General features: G+C 72.8%; 18 protein-coding genes and 1 pseudogene. 11 read left to right on the plus strand and 8 right to left on the minus strand.

What is annotated here, in order from left to right; translation table 11 throughout:
- The first annotated feature begins 124 nt into the window (after positions 1-124).
- The 3 genes from AB5970_RS06755 (at position 125) to AB5970_RS06765 (ending at position 2,318) form a co-directional block, all read left to right on the plus strand.
- Positions 125-427: a hypothetical protein gene (locus AB5970_RS06755; RefSeq protein ID WP_370503152.1), complete on the plus strand. Its 303-nt coding sequence runs from the start codon at positions 125-127 to the stop codon at positions 425-427.
- Positions 428-446: 19 nt separating this feature from the next.
- Entirely contained in the window at positions 447-923 is a 477-nt protein-coding gene (locus tag AB5970_RS06760) for a PPOX class F420-dependent oxidoreductase (protein ID WP_370503153.1), read from the plus strand.
- A 75-nt stretch (positions 924-998) separates the two neighbouring features.
- Complete coding sequence (locus AB5970_RS06765) at positions 999-2,318, plus strand: hemopexin repeat-containing protein (protein WP_370503154.1); 1,320 nt, start codon at positions 999-1,001, stop codon at positions 2,316-2,318.
- On the opposite strand, the gene AB5970_RS06770 is transcribed toward AB5970_RS06765, so the two are convergent.
- Positions 2,315-2,710, minus strand: a complete 396-nt coding sequence (locus AB5970_RS06770; RefSeq protein ID WP_370503155.1) for a DUF4406 domain-containing protein — start codon at positions 2,708-2,710, stop codon at positions 2,315-2,317. The genes AB5970_RS06765 and AB5970_RS06770 overlap by 4 nt on opposite strands.
- A 44-nt stretch (positions 2,711-2,754) precedes the next feature.
- Here AB5970_RS06770 and AB5970_RS06775 point away from each other — a divergent pair, with 44 nt between their 5' ends.
- The 3 genes and pseudogenes from AB5970_RS06775 (at position 2,755) to AB5970_RS06785 (ending at position 4,418) form a co-directional block, all read left to right on the plus strand.
- Positions 2,755-3,507, plus strand: a complete 753-nt coding sequence (locus tag AB5970_RS06775; RefSeq protein ID WP_370503156.1) for a DeoR/GlpR family DNA-binding transcription regulator — start codon at positions 2,755-2,757, stop codon at positions 3,505-3,507.
- A 42-nt stretch (positions 3,508-3,549) separates the two neighbouring features.
- A pseudogene (locus AB5970_RS06780) lies at positions 3,550-4,092 on the plus strand (LLM class flavin-dependent oxidoreductase); the annotation flags it as partial.
- 59 nt (positions 4,093-4,151) lie between these two features.
- Positions 4,152-4,418, plus strand: coding sequence for a hypothetical protein (locus AB5970_RS06785; RefSeq protein WP_370503157.1), 267 nt, complete (start codon positions 4,152-4,154; stop codon positions 4,416-4,418).
- A 13-nt stretch (positions 4,419-4,431) separates the two neighbouring features.
- Here the strand turns inward: AB5970_RS06785 and AB5970_RS06790 are convergent, their stop codons facing one another.
- Both AB5970_RS06790 and AB5970_RS06795 read right to left on the minus strand, forming a co-directional pair.
- Positions 4,432-5,403 (minus strand): aldo/keto reductase, encoded by a 972-nt coding sequence (locus AB5970_RS06790; RefSeq protein ID WP_370503158.1) that lies wholly within the window; start codon positions 5,401-5,403, stop codon positions 4,432-4,434.
- Positions 5,404-5,447: 44 nt separating this feature from the next.
- Positions 5,448-5,873, minus strand: coding sequence for a VOC family protein (locus AB5970_RS06795; RefSeq protein ID WP_370503159.1), 426 nt, complete (start codon positions 5,871-5,873; stop codon positions 5,448-5,450).
- 86 nt (positions 5,874-5,959) lie between these two features.
- Here AB5970_RS06795 and AB5970_RS06800 point away from each other — a divergent pair, with 86 nt between their 5' ends.
- Together AB5970_RS06800 and AB5970_RS06805 are read left to right on the plus strand one after the other, a co-directional pair.
- Positions 5,960-6,664, plus strand: coding sequence for a VOC family protein (locus AB5970_RS06800; RefSeq protein ID WP_370503160.1), 705 nt, complete (start codon positions 5,960-5,962; stop codon positions 6,662-6,664).
- 89 nt (positions 6,665-6,753) lie between these two features.
- A complete protein-coding gene (locus AB5970_RS06805; RefSeq protein ID WP_370503161.1) occupies positions 6,754-7,263 on the plus strand; it encodes a pyridoxamine 5'-phosphate oxidase family protein in 510 nt (169 codons plus the stop codon).
- Positions 7,264-7,296: 33 nt separating this feature from the next.
- Here AB5970_RS06805 and AB5970_RS06810 read toward each other — a convergent pair whose 3' ends face one another.
- Both AB5970_RS06810 and AB5970_RS06815 read right to left on the minus strand, forming a co-directional pair.
- Complete coding sequence (locus AB5970_RS06810; RefSeq protein ID WP_370503162.1) at positions 7,297-7,851, minus strand: AMIN-like domain-containing (lipo)protein; 555 nt, start codon at positions 7,849-7,851, stop codon at positions 7,297-7,299.
- 178 nt (positions 7,852-8,029) lie between these two features.
- Positions 8,030-8,473: a VOC family protein gene (locus AB5970_RS06815; RefSeq protein ID WP_370503163.1), complete on the minus strand. Its 444-nt coding sequence runs from the start codon at positions 8,471-8,473 to the stop codon at positions 8,030-8,032.
- 98 nt (positions 8,474-8,571) lie between these two features.
- Here AB5970_RS06815 and AB5970_RS06820 point away from each other — a divergent pair, with 98 nt between their 5' ends.
- The gene (locus tag AB5970_RS06820; RefSeq protein ID WP_370503164.1) at positions 8,572-8,979 is read left to right on the plus strand and encodes a VOC family protein; all 408 of its coding nucleotides are present in this window, start codon (positions 8,572-8,574) and stop codon (positions 8,977-8,979) included.
- Positions 8,980-8,998: 19 nt separating this feature from the next.
- Here the strand turns inward: AB5970_RS06820 and AB5970_RS06825 are convergent, their stop codons facing one another.
- Positions 8,999-9,775 carry a hypothetical protein gene (locus AB5970_RS06825; protein ID WP_370503165.1) on the minus strand — a complete coding sequence of 259 codons (777 nt, stop codon included), beginning with the start codon at positions 9,773-9,775 and terminating at the stop codon, positions 8,999-9,001.
- 295 nt (positions 9,776-10,070) lie between these two features.
- On the opposite strand from AB5970_RS06825, the gene deoC reads away from it, so the two are divergent.
- Positions 10,071-10,772, plus strand: coding sequence for a deoxyribose-phosphate aldolase (deoC, locus tag AB5970_RS06830; protein ID WP_370503166.1), 702 nt, complete (start codon positions 10,071-10,073; stop codon positions 10,770-10,772).
- Between the two features lie 54 nt (positions 10,773-10,826).
- Here deoC and AB5970_RS06835 read toward each other — a convergent pair whose 3' ends face one another.
- Positions 10,827-11,852, minus strand: a complete 1,026-nt coding sequence (locus tag AB5970_RS06835; RefSeq protein WP_370503167.1) for a GlxA family transcriptional regulator — start codon at positions 11,850-11,852, stop codon at positions 10,827-10,829.
- Between the two features lie 152 nt (positions 11,853-12,004).
- Here AB5970_RS06835 and AB5970_RS06840 point away from each other — a divergent pair, with 152 nt between their 5' ends.
- Entirely contained in the window at positions 12,005-13,354 is a 1,350-nt protein-coding gene (locus AB5970_RS06840; protein WP_370503168.1) for an alpha/beta hydrolase, read from the plus strand.
- A gap of 27 nt (positions 13,355-13,381) precedes the next feature.
- Here the strand turns inward: AB5970_RS06840 and AB5970_RS06845 are convergent, their stop codons facing one another.
- Positions 13,382-14,923, minus strand: a complete 1,542-nt coding sequence (locus AB5970_RS06845; RefSeq protein ID WP_370503169.1) for an FAD-dependent oxidoreductase — start codon at positions 14,921-14,923, stop codon at positions 13,382-13,384.
- Positions 14,924-14,976 lie beyond the last annotated feature (53 nt).

Consider the following 14,976-nt stretch of genomic DNA (forward strand, 5'->3'; position numbering starts at 1 on the left):
CCCCGCGCCCGGCATCCACCACGCAGTACGGTCGACGGAGCGGCACCGGTGCCGCCCGGACGCCAGGACGGGAGCGGTGATGTCGTCGACGACACCCGGGACACGGGTTCAGGCCAGCAGCCCCATGAGCTCGCGCGCGGTGCGGGCGACGCTCGTCGTGGTGCTCGTCGCGACGCTCGCGCTGCTCTTCTGGGCGAGACACGAGAGGCAGCTCGAGGCCGGGTACGAGGACGCGTTCGCCGCCGGCGGTGTCACGGCCGTCGTCCAGCTCGCGCAGGAGCGCGGCGACGCCGTCGAGCAGTTCCCCGGCGGGGTCCGGGCGCCGTACGCCTGCTACCTCGAGGACGGCTCCTCGTTCCCCGACCTGCCGCTCGCGCAGTGCCGGGAGGAGGCGGCGGTCCTCGTCGCGGCCCGCTCGGGGGGCTGACCCCCTCTAGCGTGGGGGCATGGCCCGACCCATCGCGACCACCCGCACCGTCGACCTCGCCGACCTGCTCGACTTCGTCCGCGAGAGGCACCACATCGTCCTCGTGACCACGCGCGCGGACGGACGACCTCAGGTCTCCCCCGTCAGCGGCGGTGTCGACGACCAGGGTCGGCTGGTGATCTCCACGTACCCGGGCCGCGCGAAGACGGTCAACGCGGAGCGCGACCCGCGGGTGAGCGTCTGCGTGCTGTCCGACGACTTCGGGGACGAGTGGGTGCAGGTCGACGGCACGGCCGAGGTGCTGCACATGCCCGAGGCCGAGGACGCGCTGGTGGACTACTACCGCTGCATCGCCGGCGAGCACCCAGACTGGCAGGAGTACCGCGCCGCCATGCGGGTGCAGGGCAAGTCCCTGATCCGCATCACGCCCACGCGGTGGGGCCCGATCGCGACCGGCGGCTTCCCCGCGGACGTGGCTGCGCGGCTCGACGGCTGAGCCGCCACCCGTCCTGGACACCGGGTCGCGGCCAGGACCAGACTTCAGGGACAGGAGCCGGGGGGAGGCTGGTCCATGAGTCGGGGCACGTGCGCGATCTCCCTCCCCAACGGCAAGGCGTACCTCTTCCAGGGCACCACCTACACGCGGATGGACTTCGCCACCGGGTTCGCCGAGCAGAACGACCTCGACACCGCCACCCACTGGCCCGGACTGCGCGCCGACGCCGCGGACGCCGCCGTCTACTACGGCTTCGGCAAGGCGTACTTCTTCTACGGCGACGAGTACGTGCGGTACGAGGTCGGGAGCAACGGGCCCGAGGGCGTCGAGGCCGACTACCTGCCGCCCAACGCGCCGTTCACCACCGCGCAGTTCTGGCCGGGTGTCGGCGCGGGCGCCCTCGACGCGGTCCTCAACTGGGGCACCGGCAAGCTCTACTTCTTCCGGGGCGCGGACTACCTGCGCTACGACCTGACCCTCGACCGGGTGGACGACAACTACCCGCGCCCGATCGCGTCGGGGTGGCCGGGCCTCTGGGCGGACGGGGTCGACGCGGCGCTCTACCAGGGCGGGTCGTTCGCGTACTTCTTCAAGGGCTCCGAGTTCTGCCGCTACAACGTGGACACCGACGCGGTGGACGCCCAGGACTCCATCTCCGCGCTCCAGCTGGACCCCGTCCCGCCGGCCATGCTGAAGGCGGCGCGCGACCTCACGCTGCCCGAGGCCAACGCGATCATGGGCTACCAGATCCAGGCCGGGAAGTACTCGCTGAGGGCCACCAGCACCCCGTACGCCGGGGACTGGCAGACCGGGATCACGTCGCCGCAGCCCGCCACCCACGTCGTCGTGCAGCCGACCTCCGTCGGGGGGATCACCTACGAGAACGACGCCGTGCACCAGACGCTCATCGACAACGTCGACCAGCGGATGCTCGTCGCGCTCTACCGGCTGACCCGATGGCTGAACTCGTCCGCGCCGGACGTCTCCACCATCCTGCACAAGGGCATCGGGCACGGGAGCGGGCTCCCGAACGACTGCCACAACCAGGGCCGGGCGCTCGACTTCTCGGGCGTCCAGGGAACCCTCGACGGCGCCGCGTTCGACAAGCGGGTGCTCGCCGACTGGGGCAAGCTGCCGGCCGTCGCCGGGGCGGCCACCCGGCTGGACCCCGCCGTGGACCCGCTGGCCGACCTCCTGTTCCGCACGGCCTTCACGTTCGGCACGTTCGAGTGCGAGTGCAACGGGATCGGTCCTGCCAACCGGTGGCCGCGCAAGCGGCTCGGCGACGCCGGCGGGTACGTGATCCACCCCGACTACATCGACGGCCCCGGCGAGAACCTCCGCGCGCAGCACCAGGACCACATCCACATGCAGGTGGGCAAGACGCGGATCTAGCGTCGCGCCGCGAGCCCGTCGTCGGGCACGAACCCGGGGATGTCCTCGACCCGGCGGTACACCGGGAGTCCGCGTTCTTGCGCGATCGCCACGTCCTGGTCGGCGCCGGTCGACTCCCCCTCCAAGCGCAGGACGGCGTCGCAGTGCTGGAGCAGCCGCTCGGCGGTGGGGTACATCACGCGCTCCGCCAACGGGCTGAGCGGCCCGTCGGCTCCCGCGCTGCTCAGCACGGGGAGCGCCACCCACTCGCCGATCATCGGGAGGTGGCCGCTGCGGAAGATCGGCCAGGCGGCCCGCTCGAGGCGTTCCAGGTTCTGCGCCATCAGGGCGGGATCGTCGCCCGTCCCGGAGCGGTAGGGGCCGGCGATCAGGATCAGCAGGGGAGTCGTCACGTGCACTAGTATGCATGAATCGGAACAACCACGGAGGAACGTGCATGCTGGCTGCTCAGCGCAAGGAGCTGCTGCTCGCTCGGCTGCGTGCCGACGGGCGCCTCGTCGCCAAGGACCTGGCGGCCGAGCTGGACACGTCCGAGGACACGATCCGGCGCGACCTGCGCGAGCTCGCCGACGCGGGGCTCGCCCAGCGCGTGTACGGCGGCGCGATCCCGGTCGCGCCCGCCGCCGCGAGCTACGCGCGCCGGCAGCAGATCGCCACGGGCAGCAAGCAGCGGGTCGCCGCGGCGTGCCTCCAGCTGGTCGAGCCGGGCAGCACGCTGATCCTGGACGGCGGCACGACCGCGCTCGAGGTCGCCCGCCTGCTGCCCCGCGACCCCGGGCTCACGGTGATCACCCACAGCCCGACGATCGCCGTCGCGCTGGTCGACCACCCCGCCGAGGTCGTCATCCTCGGCGGGAGGCTCTTCAAGCACTCGGTCGTGGCGGCCGGCGCGGCCGCGGTCGAGGCGGCCGCCCTGGTCAGCGCCGACCTCTTCCTGCTGGGCGTCACCGGCGTGCGGCCGGACACGGGCCTGACCACCGGCGACGTCGACGAGGCGGCGATGAAGCGCGCCCTCGCGCGCCGCGCGGCCCAGACGTGGGTGATGGCGAGCCAGGAGAAGATCGGCGCCGCGTCGCCGTTCCCCGTGCTGCGCCTCGACGAGGTCGCCGGGATCGTCAGCGACGCCGACCGCCAGGATCCCGTCCTCGCGGAGCTCGAGCGCACCGGGGTCCGCGTGCTCCGCGCCTGACAGGTCCACCCTCGTGTCCGTCGACGGTGGCACGGTGGGCACATGCGCTACTGCGTGTCCGTCGCCAACTTCGGGCCGGGGATCGACGCCGGCGTGCTCGCGGGCTGGGCCGTGGACGCCGAGGCGGCCGGGTGGGACGGCTTCTTCCTGTGGAACCACCTGTTCGCGTTCGACCCCGGGCCGATCGACGTCGTCGACCCGTGGATGGCGCTCGCCGTGGCGGCCGACCGGACCGCGCACATCCGGCTCGGCACGCTGGTGACTCCGCTGCCCCGCCGCCGACCGGTCAAGCTCGCACGAGAGACGGTGACGCTCGACCGCCTCAGCCGAGGGCGGGCCGTGCTCGGTGTCGGCATCGGCGCCTTCCCGTTCGAGTGGGACTACCTGGGGGAAGAACCGGACCTGGCGACGCGCGGCCGCATGCTCGACGAGCACCTGGAGCTCCTGGCCCGGCTCTGGACGGGTGCGCCGGTGGAGCACCGCGGCGAGCACTACCGGGTCGCCCGGACCGACGCCGCCCTCCCCTGGCAGGCGGAGGCCCACCCCCCTCCCGTGCAGCGCCCGCGCATCCCCGTGTGGGTCGCCGGCACCTGGCCGGGCACGCGGCCCTTCCAGCGCGCGGCCGCTGGGACGGTGTCGTGCCGATGCGCGTCGACGGGCCGTGGACGCCCGCGGACACCCGGGACGTCCACGCCTACGTCGCGCGGCACCGCGCCGCGTCGATGGGGCCGTTCGAGCTGCTGGTGCCGGGAACGAGCCCGGAGGGCGGCGCGCACGACGCCGGTGCTCCGCACGCCGACGTCGGCGGGACGTGGTGGCAGGAGAACGTCACCCCGTGGCGCTACGGCTGGTCGGCGGGTGACCCGCTGCCGGCGGAGCAGATGCGCGCGCGCATCCTCGCGGGCCCGTGAGCGGGCGTGGGCGTCAGGCGTCCGCCGGCTGGTAGAAGTTCCGCTCCCACCGGTGGCGCCGGATCACGTCGCGCTGCGCGTCGGTGAGGCGTCGGCCGTCGCTCGTGGCGGCGTTGCGCTCGACGTTGCGCACGGTGCGCATGCCGGCGATCACCGTGGAGACCGCGGGGTGGTCGAGGACGTGGCGCAGCGCGAGGTCGGGCAGCTGGTCGGTGCTGATGCCCAGGTCGCCGACGAGGTCCGCCACGTGCCGCTCGACCTGGGCGGCCCGGTCCCCGCCGAAGTAGGTGTTCCGGAAGTCGCCGTCCGGGAACGTCGAGCCCGCCGTGATGCGACCGGTCAGACCGCCCTCGTCGAGGGCGACGCGCACGATGACGCCGACCCCGTGCTCGGCGCAGGCGGGCAGCAGCTGCTCCTGCGGCTGCTGGTGCCACACGTTGTCGATGACCTGCACGGTGTCGACCGTGCCGCTGCGCACCAGGTCGAGCGCGTTCTCGGGCTGGTAGTCGTTGACGGAGACGCCGAAGAACCGGATCTTGCCCTCCTGGCGCAGGTCGGCGATCGTCTCCAGCCAGTCGCCCCTGCCCACCCACTCGTCGCTCCAGACGTGGAGCTGGAGCAGGTCGAACGCCTCGAGGCCGGAGGCCGCCAGGCTCGTCTCGAGGCTGCGCCGGATGTGGTCGCCGGGGAACGTCTGGTCCGGGTGCAGCCCGCCCGGCGCGGGCCAGACGCCGTTCTTGGGCGGGACCTTCGTGGCGACGTGCACCTCCGGGTGGTCGCGCAGGACGCCGCCGACGATGCGCTCGCTCTCGCCGTAGCCGCGCGCGGTGTCGACGAAGTTGACGCCGAGCTCGATGGCGCGGTGCAGCGCGGCCACGGACTCGTCCTCGTCGGCCCCGATCCAGATCGAGGCGCCGATCCCCCAGGCCCCGAACCCGATCTCCGACACGGTCAGGCCGGTCGTGCCCAGCTGGCGGAACTCCATGCGTACTCCTCGTCAAGCGTGTCGGTGGTGCGCGGTCACGGGTGTCAGGCCTCGACGAGCTCGCCGCCCCAGTCCTGCGGGTCGACGTCGGCGATCGTCTCGGTGAACGTCCACCGGTGCCCGGCCGGGTCCTCTGCCGTGTACTGCCGCTCGCCGTACGGGAAGTCCGTCGGCTCCATGAGCACCCTCGCACCGTTCTGCCGCGCGCGCAGGCAGTGCGCGTCCACGTCGTCCACGCGGACCATGACCGACTGCACGACCTCGCCCGGTCGGGGTGGCCGGCGGTCGCTCCCGGTGTCCGCCACGATGACGTCGCCGTCTCCGCACCGCAGCTGCGCGCGGTGGTCGGCGCCGATGCGCACCCGCTCGACCAGGCCGAAGGCGGCGGCGAGCCACGTGACGGCTGCGCGGACGTCCGGGTAGGTGAGCACCGGCACGACCGCCGACGCCGGAGCGGACCTGTTCGCCACCGGAGCAGTCAACGCCTCCCCGTCCGCTCTGTACAGGTGGGCGATATTCGTGTGCCTCGCCCCCGCGCCGCACCTAGCGTTCGAGGGTGCCCAGCCGACTGACGGCCCTGACCATCGACGCGAGCGACCCCGCGCGCCTCGCGCGGTTCTGGGCCGACCTCCTCGGGCGCGACGCCGTCGCGGACGCCTCCGGGGTGCTGGTGCCCGCGACCGCGGCCCAGCTCGGACTGCGCTTCGTCCCGAGCGCGGCGCCCCGGGTCGGCCTGAACCCCTCGCACCTGCACCTCACGAGCGCCGTGCAGGCCGACCAGGACGACACCGTCGCCCGAGCCCTCCGGCTGGGCGCCGGGCACCTCGACGTCGGTCAGCTCCCCGGCGAGCGGCACGTCGTGCTGGCCGACCCCGAGGGCAACGCGTTCTGCGTGATCGAGCCCGGCAACAGGTTCCTGGCCGGTTGCGGCTTCCTCGGCGAGCTCACCTGCGAGGGCGGGCGGGAGACCGGCGTCTTCTGGTCCCGCGCGCTGGGCTGGCCGCTGGTGTGGGACCAGGACGACGAGACCGCCGTGCAGTCGCCGCAGGGCGGCACCAAGGTCTCGTGGGACGGCAAGCACCTGTCGCGGCGGCAGGGTCGGGACCGGCTGCGGCTGGAGCTCGGCGCGGTCGGCGACCTGCGGGCCGAGGTCGACCGCCTGGTCGCGCTCGGCGCCACCCGACTGGGCGCGACCGGGGACGGCTCGGTCGCGCTGGTCGATCCCGGCGGCAACGAGCTCAGCGTCCGCGGCGCTCCCTGACGGCTCCTCGAAGGACCTTGGGCCCTGCTGCGCCGGGCCCGCCGGCGACAGGCTGGTCGGACAGCAGCCGGCGCGAGGGGATGAGGACAGTGGGCCACGAGAGCGGGCCGGAGCGTCGCCCGACGACCGAGGACGTGTGGCGCGCGATCGAACGGGCGTCGTTCGCGGTGCTCAGCCACCTCACGCCGGAGGGCGAGCCGCGGTCGAGCGGCGTCGTCTACGTGGCGACGGGCGGCCGCATGTACGTCGCGGTGGCGCCGGACGCCTGGAAGGCGCGGCACCTCGCGGCCGACGGGCGGCTCGCCGTGACGGTGCCCGTGCGTCGCGGAGGGCTGCTCTCGCTGCTCTTCCCCATCCCGCCGGCCACGGTGAGCTTCCATGCGACCGCGGTCGTGCACCCCGCCGGCGAGCTGCCCGACGAGCCGAAGCAGCTGGCGTCCCTGGTCCCGGCCGAACGCCGCGCCGAGTGCCGCCTCATCGAGATCGTGCCCGTGGGGCAGTTCCTCACCTACGGCATCGGCGTCTCCCTCAACGACCTGCGCAGCCCCGCGCTCGCCCGCGCCCGCGTGCCCGTCGAGGCGCTGCACGCCGCGTCGTAGGCCGTGCCGGGCCGAGCTCTCACGGGTGCCGGCTCACCACCGGTGGGCGACGTCCACCACGACACGAGACCCGGTCCCCGGTCCGTCGAGCACGAGCACCCGGTACGGCAGACGTGCCCGCACGCCGATCCCGACGCTGGTGTACCCCTCGAAGGTGCCCGCCAGGACGACCTGCCGGAACGGGCGGTAGCGCGCGACGTTCGTCAGCTCGAGCGGGTCGGCGGGCCGATACGTCGGCACGGCGTTGTGGGTGTACGCCGGGGCCTGCACGGTGATCTGCAGGGCTGCGCCTCCGCGCGTCGGGATCAGCGCCCCCGAGGCGTCCTGCACCACGTGCGGCACGTACCTCGCCGTGTAGCCGCCGACGGCCCCGTCCACGTCGACGACGAACCGGTCGTAGCAGGCGTGCTGGCCGGTGCGGACGTTCACCACACGGCCCTGGGCCCGGCCTCCCGCCGGCAGGCCGGACGCCGACTTCTCGAGCGAGCCCCACACGAGGCCGCAGTAGGGCGCTGCCGTGGCAGGCGACGCCGGGACGAACAGGAACGCGCTCACCAGCAGGAGGACCGACAGGAACGCACGTCGCATCGCACGACTCCTCGCACCGCGTGGGCCCCGCCGATGGAGCCCGGCTCTCCAGGCTAGAGCCGCCCGGAGCCGGCGGAACGGGCCGAACGTCCCGGTCGCGCGCACTCTCGGGAGAGATCCGTGGAGGTCCTGCTCCGGCTCCGCGACGGCGTCGGTCCCGAGCTCCCCGGCGAGCTCCTCATCGGCGGTCCTTCGTCAGGTCCTCGGCGAACATGACGATGATCCCGCTCGGCCCCCGCACGTACGTCAGCCTGTAGACGTCCTGGTAGTTGGCGACGCCGCGCAGCGGGAGACATCCGTGCCTGGCGGCGATCTCGAGGGCCTCGTCGATGTCGTCGACCGAGAAGGCGACGCGGTGCATGCCGATCTCGTGGGGGCGGGTCGGCTCGGTCTCGATCGCCGTCGGGTGGAGGTACTCGAACAGCTCGAGGCGACCGTGGCCGTCGGGGGTCTGGAGCATGGCGATGCGGGCGTGGTTCCCGTCCAGCCCGACGGCGGTGTCGGCCCACTCGCCGCTGACGGTGTCCTGCCCGACGACCGTCAGGCCGAGGTCGGTGAAGAACGCGATCGTGGCGTCGAGATCGCGGACGGCGATGCCGACGTTCTCCAGCGTGATGGCCATCCGTCGCACGATAGCGAGCGGGGGTCGGCCCTGCCCGGTGGTCCGCGAGGCCCTGTCCCGGTTGCGACGCGACGATCGCCCGTGCCTACTTCTGAGGGATGGACGACTGGCAGGATGCGACGACCCTGTTCGGGTACCTCAGCTACGCCGACGTACCGGCGGCGATCCTCTGGCTGGAGGCGCTCGGGTTCCAGGTGGTCTCCCCGCAGCCGGGCGACGACGGCACCGTCCAGCACGCCGAGCTCCGGCTGGGACGCGCGGTCGTCATGGTGGCGTCGTCGGACGAGGCGTACGACACCCCCGCGCTGCACGGCCAGTCGGTCGGTCACGGGCTCTACCTGCAGACCCCTCGGGTGGACGAGCTGTTCGAGCGGGCGGTCGCTGCCGGGGGTCGCAGCGTGTTCCCGCCGGAGGACACCGAGTGGGGTTCGCGGCGGGCGCGCGTCCTCGACCCGGGAGGCAACGAGTGGTCGTTCGGCAGCTACGAGCCCGGGCACACGTGGTGAGGCGGCACGACTGACGGCCTCACGGGTGGGTCCGCGTGGTCTCGACGAGGACCTCCCTGCTCGTGCCGCCCGCGATCTGCACGGTCATCACGGGGCCGACGCCGGGGGCGTAGAGCTTCAGCTCGGCCACGTCCGGTTCCAGCGGCGTGGTGTCTCGCGTCAGCAGGACGTCGCGGTAGGCGCCGGCGGGAGTCTCGGCCGCCTCGCTGACGGACAGCACGGCTGCCACGTCCTCGGCCTCTCCCGCGAGGTACTCCTGGCGGTACCGGGTGCCCGGTCGGGGCTGCGCGGGGACCACGACACCGGGGAACGCGCCGTCGACGCCCGCCTCCCACGAGCCGGCTGTGGACGCCACGTTCCCGTTCTCGTACTCCGTGGTGTGCTCCCCGAGGTACCAGACGTTGCCGGTGGCGTCCTGGGCGTACAGGTCGTAGGTGTCCTCCACGGTGGCTCCGCCCTCGGTCACGAGGTCGTGCACGACCCGGGCCTCGATCCCCAGGGCGACGGTCGACGTCCGGTCGAGGACGGTCACGTCGACCCGGAGCACGCGGCCGGCGTCGTCGGTCTCGCGATAGACCCAGCGATCGCCGACCTCCATCGGCCAGTACGGGTTGGAGATGGTGACGGAGAAGTCGGCCGGGTCCAGCCGGACGGGCTCGGAGCCCTGCGGCAGCTGCTCGCGCCCGGTCGCCGCGGCGCTGCCCGACGCCGACGCACCGGGTGGCGAGCCCGGTGTGCACGAGCTCAGCCCGCACGCGAGCAGCACCGCGGCCGCCGTGCCCACCCGCACACGCACCCGCCGCACACCCGTGCCACGGCCTGTCGCCTTGTCCTCCGTGCACCCACGCATGGGACGCCTCCCGTCCGGGTGGATCGAGCCTGCCGTCGGCTCGATCGTGCGCGCAGGTCGCTGAACGCAGGCTGACCCGTACCCGCTCGGGCTCGCGACGCCGCTGCCGACGTCGCGAGCGCTCCGGTGAGGGGCCCAAAGGCCCACCCCGGCCTCCGTCTCCTCCCGCAGAGTGGAGTCAGACGCCTCGTCGACCCCGTGATCCGGCCGGCCTGGCCGCCGAGATCGACAGGAGAGCCGCATGACCACGACGACGACCACGACCACGACCATCGACCCCGCCACGCTCGCCGGGTACGTCGACCACACGTTGCTCAAGCCCGAGGCGACGGCCGCGGACGTGGCCGCCCTGGTGGCCGAAGGGTCGCGGCTGGGCGTCTACTCGGTGTGCGTCTCGCCGTCGTTCCTGCCGCTGGACCTCACCGAGGCGCCGAACCTGCGGCTGGCTGTGGTGTGCGGCTTCCCTTCCGGCAAGCACCACAGCACGGTCAAGGCTGCCGAGGCGGCACTGGCGATGCAGCAGGGGGCCGACGAGGTGGACATGGTGATCGACCTCGGTGCGGCCAAGGCCGGGGACTTCGCCGCGGTCGAAGCAGACATCGCCGCCGTCCGGGCCGCCGTGCCGGCCACCGGGGTGCTGAAGGTCATCATCGAGTCCGCGGCGCTCGACGACGCGCAGATCGTGGGCGCCTGCCGCGCAGCGGTGGCTGCGGGCGCCGACTACGTCAAGACCTCCACGGGGTTCCACCCGGCCGGCGGCGCCACCGTGCACGCCGTGGAGCTGATGCGCGCGACCGTGGGTCCCACGGTGGGCGTCAAGGCCTCCGGTGGCATCCGCACGGCCGCAGATGCCGTCGCACTCATCGATGCGGGCGCGACCCGCTTGGGCTTGTCCGCCACAGGCCCCGTGCTCGCCGGCCTGGACGGCGGCGCCGGCTACTGACCGGAGCCTGCGACTCCGGCGGCGGAGCGCCCACCCGCCGGGTGCCCAGACTGTTCATCGGGAGACGTCCGAGGACGTCTCCCGGAAGTGGTGGCGATGTGCACCAGGCGTCGTGCTGAGCCGTCGCTGAAAGCTCCGGTTCATGGACTCGGGGGTCCCGAAGCCGCACGCCCTGGCGATCTGTTCGATGGTCCTGCTGGTGGTCTCGAGGAGCCGACACGCAGACTCGAGCCTGACTGCTTCGACGTGATGGGCCGCGGTCGCACCCACCTCTGCCTTGAAGACCCGGGTGAACTGCCGTTCGGAGAGGTTGACCTGACGGGCGAGCGCGGCGACCGAGAGGTCGTCGGTCAGATGGTCGCGGATCCACGCCAGGAGGTCACGGACCGGTTCCGTGTCGGCTGCCTGTCCAGCCAGCAGGGGCGAGAACTGCGCCTGCCCACCAGAGCGCTGCAGGTAGACGACCAGCTGGCGCGCGACGGTGGCCGCGGCCCGATGGCCGTGGTCGTCGGCGACCAGAGCCAGCGCCAGGTCGATGCCGGCGGTGACGCCGGCGGAGGTCCAGACGTTGCCGTCGTGCACGTAGATGGCGTCGCGGTCGACGCTGACGTCGGCGTAGGTGTCACGAAGGAGCCCGCAGTCCGCCCAGTGGGTGGTGGCACGTCGTCCGGCCAGCAAGCCGGCTGCCGCGAGCACGAACGCGCCGGAGCAGACGGACGTCACGCGACGGGCGTCGGTGGCCAGCCGTCTGACCTGGGCGAGCAGCTCGTCATCGGCGACGACGGTGCCCATGTCGGTGCCGCCGGCGACGACGAGGGTGTCGATCGGTCCGGCGACGTCGCCGGCCGGGGTCGACGCGAACTCCAGCCCGCAGCTCGGCCGGACCGGGCCGCCCCCGGTGGTCACGACCTGGGTGAGGTACCGGGCGGCGGGCACGAAGCGGGACGCGGTCGAGAAGACCTCCAGCGGACCTGTGACGTCGAGGATCTGCGCTCCCTCGAAGGTCACGATCACCACGTCCCGCTCGACGACGGGGGCGACCGCCGGCTCACGCGCGCGCGGGCCCGCCACACCGGTCATCGGGGCTCCATCTGCCGACCGTACGCGGTGGCCGGAATCGTCAACAACGTGTCCTGGTGGCCGGGCCGCTCCCGCCCCACGCTGGAAGGGAGACGGCCACGGACCCCTTCCGGACCCCCTCCCCCACCCAGCCACCACTGAAGAAGGCAGCCATGACCACCACCGCCACCCCTCCGGCCTCCGACGCTGCGCCGTCCACGACTCGGATGAGCCACCCGGTCGTCGGGGCTCGTGCGCCACGGGGGCACATCGGTGCGATCGTGGCCGGCTCGTTCGCCGGCGGCCTCCTCGCGGCTGTCGCGCTCGTTGCTGCCCCGTTCATACCACCGACCGAGGCCGGGCTGACCGGCGCGGTCCTGTGCGGGATTGCTCTGGGCTGGGCGCTCCTGGCCGTGCTCTCGACGCGGTTCACCGACCAGCCCCAGAGGTGGGCCGCGGCTCCCGCGCTCGTCATGGGCCTGTCCGGCCTGCTCCTGATCGCGTTCGGCCACTCCGCCCTTGAGCTCCTCAGCTGGGTGTGGCCTCCCGTCATGCTGGCCCTGGCGGTCTGGATGCTCGTGAGCGCCCGTCGACACCTGCACAGCCCGAGCCGACGCTGGCTCGTCTACCCCGCGCTCGGCGTCCTGGCGCTCGCCTCGCTGGGCGGCGGCTACCAGACCGTGCGCGCAGCCGTGGAGGCGAGCGCCGACGCCATGCCCGGTCAGCTGGTCGACGTCGGCGGCCACCGCCTGCACCTGACCTGCACGGGCTCGGGCAGCCCGACCGTCGTCCTCGAACCAGGTGCCGGCATGGTCTCCGCGCAGCTCGGCCTGATCACGCCCACCGTCGCCCGCGACACCCGGGTCTGCGTCTACGACCGCGCAGGGCGCGGCTGGAGCGAACCCGCTGCGACCCGCCAGGATGCGACGCAGATCGCGACCGACCTGCACACCCTGCTGGAGCGCGCTCAGGTCCCCGGACCGTACGTGCTGGCCGGCCACTCCTTCGGCGGCCTCTACGTGATGACCTTCGCCGCGCGCTACCCCGCCGACGTAGCCGGCCTGGTGCTGGTGGACTCCACCCCCCCGGCCTCCCCCGCAGACGCGACCGCGACAGCACCCGATGACGCGGGGGCTTCCCCCCTCGCGGACCGTGTCGTCACCCTGGTCTCGGCCTCCGCCCGCCTCGGCGTCACCCGCCTGGCCGGCCTCCCGACCCCGAACGACGTGCGCAGCACGATCGAGGAGTACGGCCAGGGCGGGTCCTCCACGCGGGAAGCGGCAGCGCTGCGCGACTTCGCCGGCAACCCGTTGATCGTCCTGACCGCCGGCATCGGCCACGACGCCGACGCGTCGGCCGCACAGGACGCCCTGGCCACTCTGTCCACCGGCAGCGTCCACCGCGTCATCGACGACGTCGACCACATGGGGATGATCGTGGACGAGGACGGTGCAGCCGCCACCGCCCGAGCGATCCTCGACGTGGTCACCTCGATCCGGACCGCGACGCCGATGGTCGACTAGCCCCGCGGGCACTCCCCGCCCGATCACTCAGACCAGCGGCCGCACACCGCCCAAGACCTCGTTCAAGGCTTCGGTCGACGAGGGGTGGGTCCAGATGCCGTCTCGCAGCTGTGCGGCCGTGGTGCCCATACGCATCGCGAGGGCGATCGTGTTGATGACTTCCTGCGCATCCACGCAGAACAGCGTGGCGCCCAGGATCTGGTCCGTCCGCGCGTCGACGACCACCTTGATGAGCCCGTGGGTCTCACCGACGATCTTGGGGCGCGGCATGGCGGCGATATCGGCCACGTTCTTCGTGGCGACCAGCACCGGTCGATCCAGCCCACGGGCCTGACTCTCGTTGATGCCCACCCGGGCCAGCGGCGGGGTCAGGAACGTCGTCGACGGGACAGCGACCCGGTCGGTCGTGGATCGGGCGCCGGCACCGGTCAGCTGGTCGAGAACGATGCGGTAGTCGTCGAGCGACACGTAGGTGAACTGGGGACCGCCGTTCACGTCCCCGATCGCGAACACACCGGGCACCGAGGTCCGCAGCTTCTCGTCGACCACGACATATCCGCGGTCGTCGGTCGCGATACCGGCCCGCTCGAGCCCGAGGTCCGCGGTCGCCGGCTTCCGACCGGTGGCCAGCAGCACGGCCTCGGCCCGGATCTCGTCAGCGCCCACGAAGACGCTCACGGCCGCGCCGCCCACGGCGTCACGTATCGATGTGATCGAGGAGTCGAGCCGCACGTCGACCCCCACGTCCTCGAGCAGCGATCGAACCGCGGCCGCCACGTCACGGTCCTCACCCGGAATCAGCTGGTCGTGGTGGTCGACGAGCGTGACGTGGGAACCGAACCTGGCGAACATGCCGGCGAACTCCAGCCCGACGAACCCGCCCCCGACGACGACCAACCGACGAGGCAGCGGGTCGACGTGCTGCAGCGTGGTCGAGTCGTACACCCGTGAGCTTCCCGAGGCTCCTCCGACGGAAGCGGAATCGGGGACGGTGCCGGTGTTCACCACGACGGTCGCAGCGGCGATCGTCAGCCGGTCCCCTCCCGCCTCCACCGCCACCTCGTGCGGGCCCGTGAAGCGCGCGTGCCCGTCGACCAGGGTCACGGCGTCGACCTCGGCCAGCATCGCGCGGTTCCGTGCCCGGAGCTGGGCGGTGAGACTGTCCCGCCGGCCGACGGATGCGGCGAACCACTCACCCGCATCCGCACCGTCCGGTCGGGACTCCGCCTGGTGGATGAGCGCCTTGGTGGGCACGCAGTTGATGTTGATACAGCTGCCGCCGTACATCTGGGACGACCGCTCCACCACCGCGACGCTTCTGCCCGCCCGTCCCAGCGCCCCGGCGAGCGTCTTGCCGCCCTTCCCCCACCCGAGGATCACCACGTCGACGTCGATGTCAGCCACATCTCTTTGTACGCCTGCACGACCGACTGCGAGGCGTTGCAAGCCACCGGGCCTGTCAGCAGCCAACGGCCGCACTCCGGGAGGGGTTGACGTGGTGCTTCTGTGGGGACGGGCGAGTCCAGAGACTCCTCCCGCTGGGCGGCGATTGACACGTCCTGGGGTCAAGTCATCCCCTTGTGAAGACGTGACGTACCGGTGCATTCTAGACATCGGGCCGG

The organism is Cellulomonas sp. ICMP 17802, assembly GCF_041295535.1.
Taxonomy (GTDB): Bacteria; Actinomycetota; Actinomycetes; order Actinomycetales; family Cellulomonadaceae; genus Cellulomonas.

Bases quoted from the DNA above. Each gene is read 5' to 3' on its own strand.
- AB5970_RS06755 (WP_370503152.1), top strand. From the start codon at position 125: ATGAGCTCGCGCGCGGTGCGGGCGACGCTCGTCGTGGTGCTCGTCGCG.
- AB5970_RS06760 (WP_370503153.1), top strand. From the start codon at position 447: ATGGCCCGACCCATCGCGACCACCCGCACCGTCGACCTCGCCGACCTG.
- AB5970_RS06765 (WP_370503154.1), top strand. From the start codon at position 999: ATGAGTCGGGGCACGTGCGCGATCTCCCTCCCCAACGGCAAGGCGTAC.
- AB5970_RS06775 (WP_370503156.1), top strand. From the start codon at position 2,755: ATGCTGGCTGCTCAGCGCAAGGAGCTGCTGCTCGCTCGGCTGCGTGCC.
- AB5970_RS06785 (WP_370503157.1), top strand. From the start codon at position 4,152: ATGCGCGTCGACGGGCCGTGGACGCCCGCGGACACCCGGGACGTCCAC.
- AB5970_RS06790 (WP_370503158.1), bottom strand. From the start codon at position 5,403: ATGGAGTTCCGCCAGCTGGGCACGACCGGCCTGACCGTGTCGGAGATC.
- AB5970_RS06810 (WP_370503162.1), bottom strand. From the start codon at position 7,851: ATGCGACGTGCGTTCCTGTCGGTCCTCCTGCTGGTGAGCGCGTTCCTG.
- AB5970_RS06815 (WP_370503163.1), bottom strand. From the start codon at position 8,473: ATGGCCATCACGCTGGAGAACGTCGGCATCGCCGTCCGCGATCTCGAC.
- AB5970_RS06820 (WP_370503164.1), top strand. From the start codon at position 8,572: ATGGACGACTGGCAGGATGCGACGACCCTGTTCGGGTACCTCAGCTAC.
- deoC (WP_370503166.1), top strand. From the start codon at position 10,071: ATGACCACGACGACGACCACGACCACGACCATCGACCCCGCCACGCTC.
- AB5970_RS06835 (WP_370503167.1), bottom strand. From the start codon at position 11,852: ATGACCGGTGTGGCGGGCCCGCGCGCGCGTGAGCCGGCGGTCGCCCCC.
- AB5970_RS06840 (WP_370503168.1), top strand. From the start codon at position 12,005: ATGACCACCACCGCCACCCCTCCGGCCTCCGACGCTGCGCCGTCCACG.